This is a genomic window from Sutcliffiella tianshenii, assembly GCF_016908565.1.
Taxonomy (GTDB): Bacteria; Bacillota; Bacilli; order Bacillales; family Bacillaceae_I; genus Sutcliffiella_A; species Sutcliffiella_A tianshenii.
The window spans coordinates 206,724-223,052 of the sequence record NZ_JAFBED010000004.1 but is presented as its reverse complement, the minus strand read 5'-3'; the positions used below and the strand labels follow the sequence as shown (position 1 = coordinate 223,052).

Sequence of the window (16,329 nt, the reverse complement as noted above, 5' to 3'; positions counted from 1 at the left end):
TTTTATGAAATAAAAAGGGGGATTCAACTACTATGACAACGAAAACATTTCAAGATACTTGGGACCTTGATATATTTTTTGAAGGTGGAAGCAGTTCTGAAAGCTATCATACATATCTATCGGAAATAAAAGAGGACCTAAAAGCGTTCGAACAACATATTGCTGCATTCAAAGTGGATGACCTGGAAGAAGTGCTTGGAGAATATGAAACTGTCGTGAAAAAGGTTGTGCAGTCCTCTGCATTCGTCAACTGTCTGCTTGCTGCGGATGTGAGGGATAAGGGAGCAGCCCAACTGCAGGGGCAGGTTGCCCAGATCCATGCGAAGCTTCAGGTGCTTCTTGGTGCTTTGGATGACAAGCTTGTCACCATCGACGAAGAGACTTGGACTTCACTTTTGGAAAAGGAAGAATTCAAAGTATTGGAATATGTACTGAATGAACGCAGACGAAGAGCGAATGATAAACTGCCGGCAGTTCAGGAAAAGCTGGTCACATCTCTTGCGGTGGATGGATACCATGCATGGGGCAAGCTGTATAACTCCCTTGTCGGGACCATCAAAGTGAAAGTGAAGGACAAAGGTGAGGAAAAAGAGCTTTCCGTCGGTCAGGCTCAAAACAGATTTTCTGATGGAAACCGTGAAGTCCGTAAAGAAGTGGCAAAAGCATGGAAAGAGGCGTGGGAAAACCAAGCAGATACGATTGCCTCGGCATTGAATCATCTTGCTGGTTTCCGCCTTCAAGTATATGAGCAAAGAGGCTGGGAATCTGTACTGAAGGAGCCTCTTGATAACAACCGCATGAAGCAGGAAACGCTGGATACGATGTGGCAGGTCATCACAGACCATAAAGGCACCCTGACAAAGTATCTGAACCGCAAGGCGGAATTGCTTGGCCTTGAGAAGCTGAGTATGTATGATGTTTCCGCCCCCCTGACTGCAGAAGAAACGAAGCTGTCCTATCAGGAGGGAGCAGATTTCATCATCGAGCAGTTTTCCAAGTTTGGGCCCGAGCTGACGGAGTTCACGAAAAAGGCATTTGAAGATCGCTGGATCGAAGCGGAAGACCGCGCAGGCAAGCGTCCGGGTGGTTTCTGCACAAGCTTCCCTGTATCGGGTCAGTCCCGTATTTTCATGACCTATTCGGGCACGCTTTCCAATGTCAGCACCCTAGCACATGAACTTGGCCATGCTTTCCATCAGCATGCCATGCATGGAGTACCGACATTGAACCGCTTCTACGCAAGCAATGTGGCGGAGACTGCGTCCACATTCGCTGAAATGATCGTTGCCGATGCAGCTGTAAAGTATGCGAAGGATGAAAAAGAAAAGATCTCATTACTGGAAGATAAAATTCAGCGCAGCGTTGCGTTCTACATGAACATCCATGCCCGCTTCCTTTTCGAAACAAGATTCTATGAAGAACGCAAAAATGGACTTGTGAGTGTGGAGAAGCTGAATGAACTGATGGTGGAAGCGCAAAAAGAAGCATACTGCGGTGCGTTGGATGAATATGATTCTACATTCTGGGCTTCCAAAATGCATTTCTTTATCACGCAGGTCCCGTTCTATAACTTCCCTTACACGTTCGGCTACCTTTTCTCACTCGGCATCTACAGCCAAGCGCTTGAGGAGGGAACGAACTATGAGGACAAATACATCGCATTGTTGAAGGATACTGCATCCATGACGGTGGAGGACCTTGCGAAGAAACATCTTGGCGTGGATTTGACACAACGCGATTTCTGGGAAAAAGCAGTGAAAAAATCACTTGAGGATGTAGAAGAATTCCTTGAACTGACCAAATAATTGAAAGGCAGCCTTGCGGTAAAAGCGGGGCTGCCTTTTTGTGTTTGGGTATACTTTATAAATAAATAGTGCAGAGCCTGCTTCAAATGTTATAATATCACTCATGGAGTCTGGCGTTTTGTCAGGTTTAATTACAAATCAACCAATGTCTATTAAACATTTCTTGTTTTTTATATAAGTGTCATCAAAAAGATTCTGTTGGAGGGAAATATTTTGTTAAAAAACTTGTACAGGCTGTCGATAGAGCTGACGAATCATAAGTACTCTTCCATGGCTGTAAAACGATTCGCTTCTTCAAAAATGAGTAAACGGTTCATCCCGTCCTTTGCGAATGTCTATAAAATCAATTTGGATGAGATGAAGGATGATATCTCCACGTTTCCAACGCTGCAACAATTTTTCATCCGGAGCCTGAAAACGACCGTGCGCCCGATTGATGCTGCTGCAGATTCCGTGGTTAGCCCGGTCGATGCTGTAGTGGAGAAGATGGGCAGCATCACCAATGATTTACAGATGACTGCAAAGGGTATTGACTATTCAATAGAAGAAATGCTTTCAGATGAGATGCTTGCACCGAAGTATATGGGCGGAACATACATGGTCCTTTACTTGAGCCCGAGTCATTATCATAAAATTCACAGCCCGATCACAGGGGAGGTTACCAAGCAATGGACCTTGGGCGGCAAATCCTATCCGGTCAACCAGCTTGGACTGAAATACGGTAAAGAGCCTTTGGCCAAAAATTACCGCCGCCTTACAGAAATCGAGCATAATGGCAAACACGTCACCTTGGTGAAGGTTGGCGCAATGTTTGTCAACAGCATTGAACTTACACACGAATCAAGTGAACTGACCAAGGGAGGGGAAATGGCCTATTTCTCCTTTGGATCTACTGTCATCCTCCTGTTTGAAAAGGATTCTTTCATGATTGATCCTTCCATCAAGGAAAAACAGGAAGTGAAGGTGGGGCAAAGAATCGGTAAGTGGCTCAGCTAGTGGAGGATACCCCTCTCAAGCTTTGGAACAACGAGAAGAGCAATGGCAAAAGCTAGTGTATTCCAACTCTAGCTTTTCTTTTATTTGTCGTATCCGGACGCGGACGCAAAAAAAGAGCCATATCCAGGCTCTTTTAGGATGTTGCTTTAATTTTATAGTTCAAGGATCGGCGTTGTATTTCAAGCTCTATCAAGTGGATGAAATCTGAGCTCAGTTTTAACTCCGTTGCTTTGTAATAGGATTCAAGTAAAAGTTCATCAGAAAGTTTTCTCATCAGGTTGGCCTCTGCCCTACACCTCCTAGTGTGGTCTATATGTATAGTCGACTCCAAAAGTGTGAAATTCTGTTCTATGTCATCCGGTATGGTCATATAATGATCAGTTAGCTTGTTTGTATCATTACTCTACCACGTAATATTTTTTAGAACAACCGTTCTGTTATCCACAGCGAAAGGTGGATAACTTGTGGGTAATCTGTTTATAATTACCAATAAACGCAATCTGCTGGGTTGTATAATGTAGATAAGGTTATCCACAGGTGTTGAAAGTGACTGTAATTTGTCGAAAAATTTTTATTTTCCGTTAATTTTTATCTCTTGCATCATTAGTAAACACTACTATTATCGACAATTTACTTGGAACATTGAAGGAATTTGGGTAAGATGGTAAAGTATAATTTTGTTTCGGAAAAGGTACATCAAAAAATTGTATTCGAATTTAGAAATATATATAGAGGGTGAGCATCGTGCTAAAATATTTTCTGCCGGCTGAACATGTAAAAAGCGTGTTCGAAATCAAGCCAGCGCAATTGAAGGAAAAAGGCATCAAGGGGATCATCACAGACCTTGATAACACATTGGTGGAATGGGACAGACCCGAAGCGACACCTGCATTGATTGAGTGGTTCAAGGAAATGCAGGCTGCCGGAATCTTGGTCACCATCGTATCCAATAATAAGCTGAAGCGTGTGAAATTCTTTTCAGATCCATTGGGGATCCCTTACATCTATGAAGCAAGAAAACCATTCAGAAGAGCCTTCAGGCGCGCCTTGCGCGAGATGGATATCAAGGCTGAGGAAGTGGTTGTCATCGGTGATCAACTTCTGACGGATGTACTCGGAGGTAACCGTCTGGGGCTGCATACCATTTTGGTTGTCCCGGTTGCCAAATCAGATGGGTTTGTCACCAAGTTCAATCGACAGGTAGAGCGCAGAATATTATCTTGGATGAAGCGAAGAGGCATGATTTCTTGGGAGGATTAAGCTATATGGAAGAACAAGTAGTGTGTGTTGGTTGTGGAGTGGACATCCAAACCGAGGATAAAACCGGATTGGGCTATGCTCCACCATCATCATTGAACAAAGAGACGATCATTTGTCAGCGGTGTTTCAAGTTGAAGAACTATAATGAAATTCAGGATGTATCCTTGACAGATGATGATTTTATCAAAATCCTGCATAGCATCGGACAATCGGAAGGCCTCGTGGTAAAAATCGTGGACATTTTCGATTTTGATGGAAGCTGGCTGCCTGGACTGCACCGATTTGTAGGAAACAACAAGATCCTCCTTGTGGGAAATAAAGTGGATCTGCTTCCAAAATCAGTAAAGCCTAACAAAGTGATCAACTGGATGAAGCTTGCTGCCAAGGAACTGGGCTTGAAGCCTGAAGATGTATTTTTGATCAGTGCAGATAAAGGTACAGGGGTAAAGGAACTTGCAGCTGCAATGGACGAGTATCGCAACGGTAAGGATGTATATGTAGTCGGATGTACGAACGTAGGGAAATCCACGTTCATCAACCGCATCATCCGCGAGTTCTCCGGGGAAAAGGATGTCATTACTACTTCCCAGTTCCCTGGTACGACTTTGGACCTGATAGATATCCCATTGGATAATGGCGCTTCCCTTTATGACACGCCAGGTATCATCAATCGTCATCAGATGGCTCATTATGTGGACAAAAAAGATCTGAAGGTCATTTCACCTAAAAAGGAAATCAAGCCGATGGTCTTTCAATTGAACGAAGAGCAGACGTTATTCTTTGGTGGATTGGCAAGATTCGATTATATAAAGGGTGGACGCAATTCATTCACCTGTTATTTTTCCAACGCACTCTATATTCATCGGACGAAGCTTGCAAATGCAGACAGTATGTATAAAGAGCATCTTGGTGAGTTGTTGCAGCCACCTGGAGAAGATCATGCGGAAAATTTCCCGGAACTCATTGCGCATGAATTCACGATCAAAGAGGAAAAAACGGATATCGTATTTTCCGGTCTGGGATGGATCACAATCAAAGAAGCGGGGATCAAGGTTGTTGCACATGTCCCAAAAGGCGTTGGTGTGATGCTGAGGAAGTCCCTGATTTAACATAGGATCGAATAGGGGGCGCACTGATGAAGAAGCTATACGGGGTGATAGGCTGTCCGATACAGCAAACAATGTCTCCACTCATTCATAATGATGCTTTTCTCCATCTGGGTATGGATGCCTTTTATCATGCATTCCATGTGGAGCCCGGTGACCTTGAAGACGCAGTGAAAGGGATGAAAGCCCTCGGCGTCTCCGGCTTCAATGTGACGATTCCACATAAGGAGAGCATCATTCCTTTATTGGATGAAGTGGACGAACACGCCCGCCGGATAGGTGCGGTCAATACTGTGGTCTGTGAAAACGGGAAATTGAAAGGGTACAATACCGATGGGCCAGGATACGTGGAAGCGTTAAAGCAGGTGACGCAGACTTCTGATAAACGGATGCTGATCATTGGTGCCGGCGGAGCAGCCAGGGCCATCATCTATTCTCTTTTACAGGAGCCCGGGGTCACGGCGGATATCTTGAACCGCACACCTGAGAAAGCGATCAGCCTGATCGAGGAGTTCTCCTTCCATGACCGTTGCCGTGCAGTGACGATGGAAGAAGCTGTCCGGAGTCTCCCTACGTATGATGTCATTGTGCAGACCACATCTGTAGGGATGCATCCCCATGTGGAGGAGACTCCTATCCCGCTTTCAACATTGAAAAAGAATGCAGTGGTAAGTGATATCATTTATAATCCTTTAGAAACAAGGCTATTGAACGAAGCACGACTTAAGGGAGCGGTTGTCCAAAATGGTGTGCAGATGTTTGCATATCAAGCTGCTCTCGCCTTTCAACAATGGACAGGCAATGTTCCGGATGTGGAAAGGATGGAAACATTAGTAACAGAACGACTAGGAGGAACATCATGTTAACAGGTAAACAAAAAAGATTTCTACGTGCTGCGGCACATCATCTTGACCCGATTTTTCAAGTTGGAAAAGGTGGGGTAAATGAAAATATGACCAAACAAATTTCCGAAGCACTTGAAGTGAGAGAGCTTATAAAGGTGAGCATCCTGCAAAACTGTGATGATGACCGAAACACAGTGGCGAATGAGCTTGTAGCAGGAACAAGGGCGGAGCTTGTCCAGGTAATCGGAAATACTGTTGTCCTTTACAAGGAGTCAAGGGAAAACAAACAGATCGAATTGCCGAAATCCAGATAAGGTGAGGGAGGGATCATGGTGAAAAAAGTAGGCATTTTGGGAGGCACTTTTGATCCTCCGCATCTTGGTCATCTTTTGATAGCAAATGATGTAAAGCATGTCTTGAGCCTGGACGAGGTGTGGTTCATGCCGAACCATATCCCCCCTCATAAACAGTCGGATTCCTTCACATCCAGCGACGTAAGACTTGAAATGATCAAAAGAGCCATTGAAGGTCAGCCTTATTTTCAGGTCCAGGCAATTGAGCTTGAAAGAGAAGGACCGTCCTATACGTATGACACGATATTGATGTTGAAGGAAAGCTATCCGACAGTGGATTTTCATTTTATCATCGGGGCCGATATGGTGGAATACCTCCCAAAATGGCATAAAATAGAAGAACTGCTGAAGCTGGTGAAATTCGTCGGTGTGAAAAGGCCGGGATATTCGATTACCACCTCACTACCTGTGATCGAAGTGGAAACTCCCCAGTTTGAGGTTTCCTCTACGCTCATCAGGCAGCGTATCAAAGAGGGGAGATCAACCCATTATTTGGTGCCAGAGAATGTCCGACGAATGATAGAGGAGAAAAAGCTGTATGAATAGAGAAAAAGCGCTCAGAATTGTTCGGGAGAAATTAACAGAACGCCGCTATATCCATACCATCGGGGTGATGGAAACAAGCATCGTTCTCGCAAAAAAGTATGGCGTGGACGAAAACAAGGCAGAACTTGCTGCTATTTTCCATGACTATGCCAAGTTCCGCGATAAGGAAGAAATGCGGAATATCATCCTGGATCAAAATATGCCGCAGGATCTCCTTACACACCATGATGAACTTTGGCATGCCCCGGTTGGTGCCTATTTGGTGGAAAAAGAAGTAGGCATTACGGATAAAGAAGTTTTAGAGGCGATAAAATGCCATACATCAGGAAAAATTAATATGACTACGCTTGATAAGGTCCTCTATGTAGCGGATTATATCGAGCCGGGCCGTGACTTTCCCGGGGTGGAAGAGGTAAGGGAATCTGCCGAATCAAGCCTTGATATAGCACTGATACAAGCGATGAAAAATACGATTTCCTATCTTTTGAAGCGGAATCAGCCTGTTTACCCGGATACTTTTCACGCTTATAATGATATGACTATGAAAGTAAAAGGAAGGAAGTTAAGTTAATGTCAAAAGAATTATTACAACTTGCTGCACAAGCGGCAGACGATAAAAGAGCAGAAGAATTGGTTGCCTTGAATATGAAGGGGATCTCCCTTGTATCGGATTATTTCCTGATTTGTCATGGTAACTCCGACAAGCAGGTACAAGCAATTGCCAGGGCGATCAAGGAAGCAGCGGAAGAGCAGGGCCAAAATGTCCGCAGAATGGAAGGCTTCGATGAGGCACGTTGGATCCTTGTAGATCTTGGGGATGTCGTTGCACATGTCTTCCATAAGGATGAGCGTGGCTATTACAACCTGGAGCGACTCTGGGGAGATGCCCCGCGTGAAGACGTCCTTAAAGAGCTGACGTAAATGGCTTACGGTCAATTTGCCTTCATTTACGATCATTTGATGGAGGACGTCCCGTATGATAAATGGGTGGAGTACGTCAAGAGCATCAAAGGTCGTCATGCGAAGGGGAAACAGGACTTTAGCATCGTGGATGTCGGTTGCGGGACCGGGGAAATGACCATCCGTTTTGCGAAAGAAGGGTGGAAGGTCTCTGGTGTGGATCTATCTGAAAGCATGCTTGCAGTAGCCCATGAAAAGTCTGTTCAAGCGGGGGTCACGATCCCCTATTTTGAGCAGAATATGACGGAGCTTGATGGTTTTGCTGGTACGGATTGCGTGACCATCTTTTGCGATTCCCTCAATTATCTGCGGACAGAAGAGGAGATCCGGGAAACTTTCAATAGGGTTTACACCCAGCTTGCCCATGGTGGCCTCTTTATGTTTGATGTTCATTCCCTTTTTAAAATGTCCCAAATATTTGTGAATAGCACCTTTACGAATGTGGAAGAAGAAGTGTCCTACATATGGAACTGCTTTGCAGGGGAAGAAGCCAACAGTGTGGAGCATGAATTGAGCTTTTTTGTCCTCGATGAGGAATCAGGACAATATTCCCGCTTTGACGAAGTGCATTATCAGCGTACACATAGTGTGGATCTCTATAAGAAATGGCTGGAGGAAGCAGGCTTTGAACTGTTATCCCTTACAGGGGATTTCTCCATGGAACACCTCGCCGATCAGGCGGAAAGAGTGTTCTTTGCCGCAAGAAAAATATAGATAAACAAACATGGAAGCCCATCAAATTCGTCCAAATTTGATGGGCTTTTGTTTTAGACGAAGTACCTTCCAACTGACAGTGCATAGGATAAATCTATAAACTGGGAAGGGAATGAAAAAAATGTACCATGATCCAAATTTTTTCAGGTACCAATATCCGAATCCTTATTATGTTCAAGCGCCGATGTATCATTATGCTCAACAGCCATTTTACAGATATACCCCGATAAATCCATATGACTACGTCGGATTCATCCAGGGAGACCGAAGAATCCAGCTTAAAGATAATGGGCCAAATCCCTATGTGGTGAATATCAATGAAGCCACCATTCAAAACAATACTTATCGTACAGCTTTGTGGACGGGAACGCATTTGCAACTTACCTTGATGAGCCTCAATCCTGGGGAAGATATCGGTTTGGAAATGCATCCTGACGTGGATCAATTTTTAAGGATCGAGCAAGGACAGGGAATTGTTCAAATGGGTAAGAGTAAAGATAATTTTACCTTTGAAAGGGATGTGTATGACGATTACGCCATCATCATTCCTGCTGGCACATGGCATAACCTGACCAACACAGGCAATACCCCGCTCAAACTCTACTCGATATATGCGCCGCCAAACCATCCATTTGGCACCGTCCATACTACCAAGGCTGATGCAATGGCTGCAGAAGAAGAGCAAGAAGGAACGGTCATTTCAGGGAAAACTCCAGATGAGTGGGTAAAGTACACGGAGTTTTTAGTGAATGAGGGCTTAGAGGATGTGAAAAGAGGCATTAATGCCACACATATCCTACAGGAATTCATCCTGATGGGAGTCCTTGTCGGGAAAGGATACTCCCCTGAAAAGGCATATGAAACCGTGGAAGAGTGGGAACGTACAGGAGAATCCAAGCTTCTTCAGCAGAGCAAAAATATGTAAACTTTTATCTTCAGTGGAAAAAACCATCCATTAATCCCAAGGATGGTTTTTTATCATCATTTTTTTATGAAAAATTTGCAAAAGAAAAAGGAATTCTGTCGAAAGAGTCGAATACCTTTCTAATGAAACTGCTTTTTAACCTCGCATAGATCTTCATCAAACTTCTCGTGGGTTTTTTGAATCAAATGATGGAACACATCACCCAGCTCATTTTCGAGCACCTTGATCCCTTCTCCTGTTACACCACCCTTTACACACACTTTTTCCTGAAGGGTTGGCAGCGTAAAAAGATCCTTTTCCAACAGCTTTCCCATTCCGACGATCATTTCACTTGCAAGTGCGGTGGCCTGCTCTTTTGTTATCTCTGTTTCACTTACTGCCCCATCTATGAAACGTTGCAGCAGATAGCTGAAAAATGCAGGTCCGCAGCTTACTATATCGGAAGCGACCCTTGTCACATTTTCACTTATGGTGATCGGTTTGGAAATCTTTCCGCAAATTTCAGTCAGATAATCGCGATACTCTGCACTTAAATTTTCGCCAAAAGTCATCAAGGTCACCCCGGAAAGGGCGCGGTTTGTGATGCTCGGGATGATTCTTGCCACCTGACAGGATACGAGAGACTGCAGCTGCTTCACAGATACAGGAGAGGTGATGGAAATCACACATTTATCCTTAGTCAGTAAATGATCTATTCTCATTAAAAGGGGGTGAATATCCAAAGGCTTGACGGAAAGAAAAATGATGTCTGCATCTTTCGCTACTTCCTCTGCTGTTTCTTTTACCACTATGTTTTCGTATAGGCTTTGAATGCTATACGCCTTCTTTAAAGTCCGATTGGTTATTGTCATATTTTCAGGAGGTACTGCGCCAGCTTCGATAAATGCTTCGATTAATATCTTTCCCATGTTACCGGTCCCGATGATTCCAATTTTCAATTTCATTCCCTCCTTCATCCAAAAAAGTTTCTCATACACTATATGTTTTTTTAGAAAAAATATGAATAGAAGGTGAAACCACAGTGAAAGAATCCTTATATCTCCATAAAAAGAAATGGATGCTCGGTACAATGGGTGCCGTGGTACTCGTGATTTTCCTATGGCCGAAGATGTTCCCCTCTTCTGAGATGACGGAACCTCCTGTTTTTCAGAAGCTCGTAGTTGAAGAGCGGGATCAAGAGGAGGTGGAGGAACCAAATCAGTCTCTTGAACAAGAAACAAATGATTCCCCCCGTCTCCCTGCGACTGTTTTGATTGATATCAAAGGCGCAGTAAGGCTTCCAGGGGTGTACGAGCTGCTATCCGGAGAAAGAATCATTGACGCGGTGGACAAAGCGGGCGGGTTTTTGCCAAATGCCGATACGAGGAAAGTGAATCTGGCTTCCTTATTAGTGGACGAAATGGTGATCTATGTCCCGGAAGAAGGGGAGGAAACTGAAGAGCTGACATTCGTCGAAACACCGAATGATGCCGGGGGAAAGGGAGCGGTTGATAAAAAGGTGAATATTAATACCGCGACAGAGGAAGAGCTTACAACACTCTCTGGGATAGGCCCTTCCAAAGCTCAAGCCATCATAGAGTATCGCGAGGAAAATGGCCTATTCAAGTCGGTTGATGACATGTTGAATGTCACAGGTATCGGAGAGAAATCACTAGAGAAAATACGGGATGAGATTACCACGACAAATTAAATTGACGAGGCAACGGGAATGTCGATACACTATAGTTATTGCAAATCAGAAGCTGGAGGGAAATCTATGGCTAGAATATCTTGGGATCAATACTTCATGGCTCAAAGCCATTTACTCGCATTACGCAGCACATGTACACGATTGACAGTCGGCGCTACCATAGTCAGAGACAAGCGTATCATCGCAGGGGGCTATAACGGGTCCATCGCTGGCGGGACGCATTGTATCGATGAAGGATGCTATGTCATCGATAACCACTGTGTAAGGACGATACATGCAGAAATGAATGCCCTTCTCCAATGCTCCAAATTCGGTGTGCCGACAGCGGAGGCAGAAATCTACGTCACGCACTTTCCATGCCTTCATTGCTGTAAAGCCATCATTCAGGCAGGGATAAAGACGGTCTATTATGCCATGGATTATAAGAATCACCCATACGCGATGGAAATGTTTGAACAGGCGGGAGTCCGGGTTCAATATGTGGAGTTTCAAAATTCAGGCCTTCATGATCCTGAAAAATTGAAGTTCATCACTGAGTTGATTGCTAAGCTTGAAAACGCGGGAGCTTCAGAGGAAGAAATAAAGGAATGGTATGAAAAGGCCGAAAGTTTGTTTAGTGTCCGGGTGTAATCCCTCATGAACCAAACAGGCAATTTTGCTTATCTTGCCGTTGCCGGCTGTCTGGGCATTGCAGTCTCCAGTTTTTTATTTCACTGGGGGCTGCTGACATTAACATGTTGTTATCTTCTTTGGATATGGCTTGGTTTGAAAAGAAGCGGATTGGCATGTGCCGCCTTGATGGTCGGAATTGGTTATGGGTTGTATTATAGCGTGATAGACCGGGCAAATATCTCCCAGTATACTGTAAGGGATACAGAATTTTCCGGAGAAATAACCCATATGATCCTAAGGGATGGCAATAAAATATCCTTTAGAATCGACACCGAAAGGGAAGAAACCCTTCTTATTGAATACTACATGGATACAGAAAATGAATTTCAAAGCTTTTCCTCACTCCAGATCGGGGACAATTGCTTTTTTTTAGGATCACTTAAAGAACCGCTGCCTCCTACAAATCCTCATGCCTTCGACTATAAGCGATTTCTCTATCACCAACACATTCACTGGACCCTCACGTTAATCGATGCCCCTACAGAATGTACATCTCCACCCTCCCCAAGCTTCCATACAGCATTGAAGCAATGGAGGGTAAAAGGCATGAAACTGATCAATGATGAAGTGGAACAGCCTGTATCAGGATTCATGATCAGCCTCCTTTTTGGAGAAAGAGGCTACATGGATGAAGAAATCCTTGAAACCTATCAGTTGTTGGGACTTGTCCATCTGCTGGCAATCTCAGGCCTTCACGTAGGCGTGGTCACGGCCGCCATATTCCTTATTGGTATCAGACTGGGTGTCACAAGAGCTTTCATGAATGGTACACTTCTCCTGTTCCTCCCATTATATGTGATTGTCGCGGGGGCGGCTCCATCAGTCATACGGGCTGGCATAATGACCGGCGTGGTGCTCTTGTATCTGATGATTAAAAAGAGGTTCCTATCCATCGATGCCATCGGGGTGGCATGCATGATCATCCTGTTGATCAATCCTTATTACCTTTATCATATCGGTTTTCAACTTTCTTTTATTGTCAGTCTATGTTTGATCCTCTCGGAGAAAAGGCTGCGAACTCTCCCGCATAAAAGCAATCAATTGCTTTACGTCTCAATCGTTGCTCAACTTGCATCACTGCCGGTCATCCTTTATCATTTCTTTCAATTCTCCATATGGAGCCCGCTTTTGAATCTCATTTTTGTCCCTTTCTACTCCTTGTTTGTATTGCCGCTCTCCTTTTTCATATTCTTTTGCCTGATCATTTCCCCTGATATTGTACCCGTCATTCTCCCATTGCTGAAATATCCTTTGCTATTGATGAATGGTCTGGCTGAAGGGGTCGCCGGTTTTTCATTCGGTACTCTCGTTTTCGGAAGACCACCACTTTATTTGATGGTTGGATATATTCTGTCGGTTTTATTCATTTTTTACAAAATGGAAAATGTAACCTTCAAAAGAAGCTGGAAGGCCATGTGTTTCCTGATGATCTGTTTTATTTTTCACTGGAATATCGGCTTGTTCCAGCCAGGTGGAAAGGCCGTGGTACTCGATATCGGGCAGGGAGATGCCATCTATATCAGGCTGCCGCACAATCGCGGCACTTACTTGATTGATACGGGGGGTGTTTACCAGTTTGAGGTGGAGGAGTGGAAAAGGAGAAAAAAGCAATTTGATGGCGGAAAAAGTATCCTTGTCCCTTTTTTAAAAGCGGAAGGGATAAGGGAACTGGATAAACTATTTTTGACGCACGGGGACTATGATCATATCGGCAATGTTCCAAGCCTGTTGAACGAGATAAAAGTAAAGGATTTATATGTCCCTGTTGGATTTGGAAGAGAGGGGGGAGAAATGGAACGGGAGGTTATGTCAGAGGCAGCAAAAAGGAAAATCAACGTACAAGTGGTGGATGATTCGTCTGGTTGGAAAGCAGGGGAAGCTTCCTTTCAATTTTTGCATCCATCAAAGGTATATAAGGACAAAAATGATGGTTCCATTGTCCTGTACGCAGAGTTCGGCGGGCTATCGTGGCTGTTTACAGGTGATATAGAAGCAGCTGGGGAAAGGGATCTTATTCAGAGGTATCCTGAATTGAAGGCGGATGTATTGAAAGCTGCGCATCATGGCAGCGGCACATCCAGCCTGGCTCCATTTCTCGATCGGCTGGACCCTGATTATGTCCTTATATCAGCAGGCAGGAACAACCGGTTTGGGCATCCCCATGCTGAAGTGCTGGAGCGAATCGAAGGTATCGGTTCCATGCATTATCGCACGGATGAACAAGGAGCCATCTTTTATAATTTTACACAACGCGGAGGAACGTTTTCCACCCAATTACCATAGGATACACTAGAAGAAATGAAAAAGAGACTGCAGGTTATCAGCAGTCTCTTTTAAAACGAAGCTTTGAGTTTTATCCTCATTCTTTCCACAACGAGCTTTGAGAAAGAATCACTACGGTATGTATAGAACCGTAATTAAGATCCTAGGTACTGAATAAGAGTTCCCATTAGAAAAATCGTTGCGAAAAACCCGAAGGATACGACAAAACCGACACCAGAATCAACTGCATCGTTACGTTTACTTTGGACGCTTTTTTCAAATTCGTTCATAAGTATCCCTCCTTATCATTCATTAGTATAAGCTATTCGCTAAAAAAAATCTACCTAACAAATATGCTTTTCCACCTTTGACAAGAGTTGTCACAAATAGTTCGGAAATAACGGGAGAACATAGTATTACACCCGAGGGGGTCAATCGTCAGCAAGTGAGTTACCTGGGGCTCGCTACGTTGACGTTCATATAAAATGGGGATTAGTTTTTACAGCTGAAACTAATCTCCTTTGACTTTTAAAGGCGTTTTTTCTGTTTGTCGTTTCAATGCTTGTCACAACCTTGCTTCCTCATGTACGATAGAATAGTGAACCAAAACTGACGGGAGCAATCTTATGGGATTTGAAGCATTGAAAAAAATAAAGGCAAAACATTTTGCGCCTATTTACTTATTATTAGGAACGGAAGGTTTTTTATTAAAAGAAGTCCGGGACAGCATCATCGATCATGCCCTTGAAGTGGACGAGCATGACTTCAATCTGTCCTATTATGATATGGAAGAACAGCCGGTCGATATCGCGATTGAAGACGCGGAAACCTTGCCTTTTATGGGAGAGAGGAGAGTGGTGGTGCTCACCAATCCATTCTTTTTGACGGGTGAGAAAAGTAAAAGCAAGGTGGAGCACAACACAGACCGTTTTTTGTCATACATACAGCAGGCGGCACCTTACACCATCCTTGTCATTCATGCGCCTTATGAGAAGCTTGACGAACGCAAAAAAATCGTGAAGCAGTTGAAATCGATAGCAGAGGTAATCGAAGGGCAACCCCTGGGCGAAAGGGAACTCATGGCCTGGATGAAGGGAAGGGCAGAACAGAACGGTGCTGTGCTTGCCAACGATGCTGCGGAGGAATTGCTGAAAATCGCCGGGGTGAACCTTTCTGTCCTGGCACAGGAAATCAACAAGATGGCGATGTATATAGGAGCGGCTGAACAGACAATCAATGTGGAAACGGTCAAACTGCTTGCTGCCAAATCAATCGAACATACCATTTTCGAGCTGATCGAGAAAATGGTGCACCGTAAAATTGATGAAGCATTGGCAATCTTCTACGAATTGATCAGGAACAATGAAGAGCCCATCAAGCTGCACGCCTTGATCGCCACCCAATTCAGGATGTTATATCAGGTGAAGGATTTGAGTGAACAAGGCTACAGTCAGCAGAAAATGGCGGGGATCCTACGGGTGCATCCATACAGAGTGAAACTGGCAGCGCAACAGAGTCGCTATTTTTCACGCAAGGAACTGATGAAAATGATCGAGGATCTTGCAGAAGCGGATTATGAGATGAAAAGCGGGAAAGTGGACAAGAGGCTGGCAATTGAAATGCTGCTGCTGAAGCTGGCACCGGTGAAATAGTTTGAAATGATTGACATTGAATGGGATTAGGTGGGGGATGGTACTTATTAGTGCCAGGCCCCTCTTTTTTTGTTTGGGGGAAGAAAGAGGTTGGTTAGTGGATGGAGGGGGCCAGGCACTGGTTTGTTTGAGATCGGTGGATGGAGGGGCCAGGCACTGGTGGTGTCTTTAATGGGAAAATAAAAAAAGGCAAAATAAAAAACGACCCAAGTGGATCGTCTTTCATTAGGCAGTAGCGCCGTTTACTTTTTTCGCTAGGCGAGATTTTTGACGGTTTGCTGCATTCTTGTGGATGATACCGTTTTGAGCAGCTTTGTCTAAACGCTTCGCAGCTTCTAAGTAAGCTGTTTTTGCACCTTCAACATCGTTGTTGGCAACAAAAGCTTCTACTTTCTTCACAGCAGTACGCATAGAAGACTTAATAGTAGCGTTATGAGCACGACGTACATCGTTAGTTTTTACACGTTTGATAGCAGATTTAATGTTTGGCATATCTTTCACCTCCATACAATTCGACGATCGAGATTATATAAAACTCGACAT

Annotated in this window: 19 protein-coding genes; 15 read left to right on the top strand and 4 right to left on the bottom strand. The window is 44.2% G+C overall.

Annotated elements, in window-relative coordinates; genetic code table 11:
- The first annotated feature begins 32 nt into the window (after positions 1-32).
- Positions 33-1,805 (top strand): M3 family oligoendopeptidase, encoded by a 1,773-nt coding sequence (locus JOC95_RS10690; RefSeq protein WP_204415974.1) that lies wholly within the window; start codon positions 33-35, stop codon positions 1,803-1,805.
- A 213-nt stretch (positions 1,806-2,018) separates the two neighbouring features.
- Positions 2,019-2,801 (top strand): phosphatidylserine decarboxylase, encoded by a 783-nt coding sequence (locus tag JOC95_RS10685; RefSeq protein WP_204415973.1) that lies wholly within the window; start codon positions 2,019-2,021, stop codon positions 2,799-2,801.
- Positions 2,802-2,934: 133 nt separating this feature from the next.
- Here JOC95_RS10685 and sda read toward each other — a convergent pair whose 3' ends face one another.
- Positions 2,935-3,075 (bottom strand): sporulation histidine kinase inhibitor Sda, encoded by a 141-nt coding sequence (gene sda, locus JOC95_RS10680; protein WP_204415972.1) that lies wholly within the window; start codon positions 3,073-3,075, stop codon positions 2,935-2,937.
- Positions 3,076-3,542: 467 nt separating this feature from the next.
- Between sda and JOC95_RS10675 the strand changes: the two genes are divergently transcribed.
- The 9 genes from JOC95_RS10675 to JOC95_RS10635 all read left to right on the top strand — a co-directional run bounded on the left by JOC95_RS10675 (position 3,543) and on the right by JOC95_RS10635 (position 9,510).
- Positions 3,543-4,061 (top strand): YqeG family HAD IIIA-type phosphatase, encoded by a 519-nt coding sequence (locus JOC95_RS10675; RefSeq protein ID WP_318245813.1) that lies wholly within the window; start codon positions 3,543-3,545, stop codon positions 4,059-4,061.
- A 5-nt stretch (positions 4,062-4,066) separates the two neighbouring features.
- Positions 4,067-5,170, top strand: a complete 1,104-nt coding sequence (yqeH, locus tag JOC95_RS10670) for a ribosome biogenesis GTPase YqeH (RefSeq protein ID WP_204415970.1) — start codon at positions 4,067-4,069, stop codon at positions 5,168-5,170.
- A gap of 26 nt (positions 5,171-5,196) precedes the next feature.
- On the top strand, positions 5,197-6,033 hold the full coding sequence (gene aroE / locus JOC95_RS10665) for a shikimate dehydrogenase (RefSeq protein WP_204415967.1): 837 nt from the start codon (positions 5,197-5,199) through the stop codon (positions 6,031-6,033).
- On the top strand, positions 6,027-6,326 hold the full coding sequence (yhbY, locus tag JOC95_RS10660; protein ID WP_204415965.1) for a ribosome assembly RNA-binding protein YhbY: 300 nt from the start codon (positions 6,027-6,029) through the stop codon (positions 6,324-6,326). The genes aroE and yhbY overlap by 7 nt, the downstream gene beginning before the upstream one ends.
- Before the next feature lie 18 nt (positions 6,327-6,344).
- Complete coding sequence (locus JOC95_RS10655) at positions 6,345-6,911, top strand: nicotinate-nucleotide adenylyltransferase (RefSeq protein WP_204416459.1); 567 nt, start codon at positions 6,345-6,347, stop codon at positions 6,909-6,911.
- Positions 6,904-7,482, top strand: a complete 579-nt coding sequence (yqeK, locus tag JOC95_RS10650) for a bis(5'-nucleosyl)-tetraphosphatase (symmetrical) YqeK (RefSeq protein WP_204415963.1) — start codon at positions 6,904-6,906, stop codon at positions 7,480-7,482. Before JOC95_RS10655 ends, yqeK begins: the two co-directional genes overlap by 8 nt.
- On the top strand, positions 7,482-7,832 hold the full coding sequence (rsfS, locus tag JOC95_RS10645) for a ribosome silencing factor (RefSeq protein ID WP_204415961.1): 351 nt from the start codon (positions 7,482-7,484) through the stop codon (positions 7,830-7,832). Before yqeK ends, rsfS begins: the two co-directional genes overlap by 1 nt.
- Positions 7,833-8,585, top strand: a complete 753-nt coding sequence (locus JOC95_RS10640) for a class I SAM-dependent DNA methyltransferase (protein ID WP_204415958.1) — start codon at positions 7,833-7,835, stop codon at positions 8,583-8,585.
- Between the two features lie 112 nt (positions 8,586-8,697).
- Positions 8,698-9,510: a cupin domain-containing protein gene (locus JOC95_RS10635; protein ID WP_472926649.1), complete on the top strand. Its 813-nt coding sequence runs from the start codon at positions 8,698-8,700 to the stop codon at positions 9,508-9,510.
- A gap of 119 nt (positions 9,511-9,629) precedes the next feature.
- Here JOC95_RS10635 and comER read toward each other — a convergent pair whose 3' ends face one another.
- A complete protein-coding gene (gene comER, locus JOC95_RS10630; protein WP_204416455.1) occupies positions 9,630-10,448 on the bottom strand; it encodes a late competence protein ComER in 819 nt (272 codons plus the stop codon).
- An 83-nt stretch (positions 10,449-10,531) separates the two neighbouring features.
- Between comER and JOC95_RS10625 the strand changes: the two genes are divergently transcribed.
- From JOC95_RS10625 to JOC95_RS10615, 3 genes are all read left to right on the top strand, one after another.
- Entirely contained in the window at positions 10,532-11,200 is a 669-nt protein-coding gene (locus tag JOC95_RS10625; RefSeq protein ID WP_204415957.1) for a helix-hairpin-helix domain-containing protein, read from the top strand.
- Between the two features lie 66 nt (positions 11,201-11,266).
- Positions 11,267-11,830, top strand: coding sequence for a ComE operon protein 2 (locus tag JOC95_RS10620; protein WP_204415954.1), 564 nt, complete (start codon positions 11,267-11,269; stop codon positions 11,828-11,830).
- 6 nt (positions 11,831-11,836) lie between these two features.
- Positions 11,837-14,155: a DNA internalization-related competence protein ComEC/Rec2 gene (locus JOC95_RS10615; protein ID WP_204415952.1), complete on the top strand. Its 2,319-nt coding sequence runs from the start codon at positions 11,837-11,839 to the stop codon at positions 14,153-14,155.
- 134 nt (positions 14,156-14,289) lie between these two features.
- Here JOC95_RS10615 and JOC95_RS10610 read toward each other — a convergent pair whose 3' ends face one another.
- Positions 14,290-14,424 carry a YqzM family protein gene (locus JOC95_RS10610; RefSeq protein WP_204415950.1) on the bottom strand — a complete coding sequence of 45 codons (135 nt, stop codon included), beginning with the start codon at positions 14,422-14,424 and terminating at the stop codon, positions 14,290-14,292.
- Positions 14,425-14,760: 336 nt separating this feature from the next.
- Here JOC95_RS10610 and holA point away from each other — a divergent pair, with 336 nt between their 5' ends.
- A complete protein-coding gene (gene holA, locus JOC95_RS10605) occupies positions 14,761-15,786 on the top strand; it encodes a DNA polymerase III subunit delta (protein ID WP_204415948.1) in 1,026 nt (341 codons plus the stop codon).
- A gap of 225 nt (positions 15,787-16,011) precedes the next feature.
- Here the strand turns inward: holA and rpsT are convergent, their stop codons facing one another.
- Positions 16,012-16,278, bottom strand: coding sequence for a 30S ribosomal protein S20 (gene rpsT / locus JOC95_RS10600; RefSeq protein ID WP_010196181.1), 267 nt, complete (start codon positions 16,276-16,278; stop codon positions 16,012-16,014).
- Between the last annotated feature and the right edge of the window lie 51 nt (positions 16,279-16,329).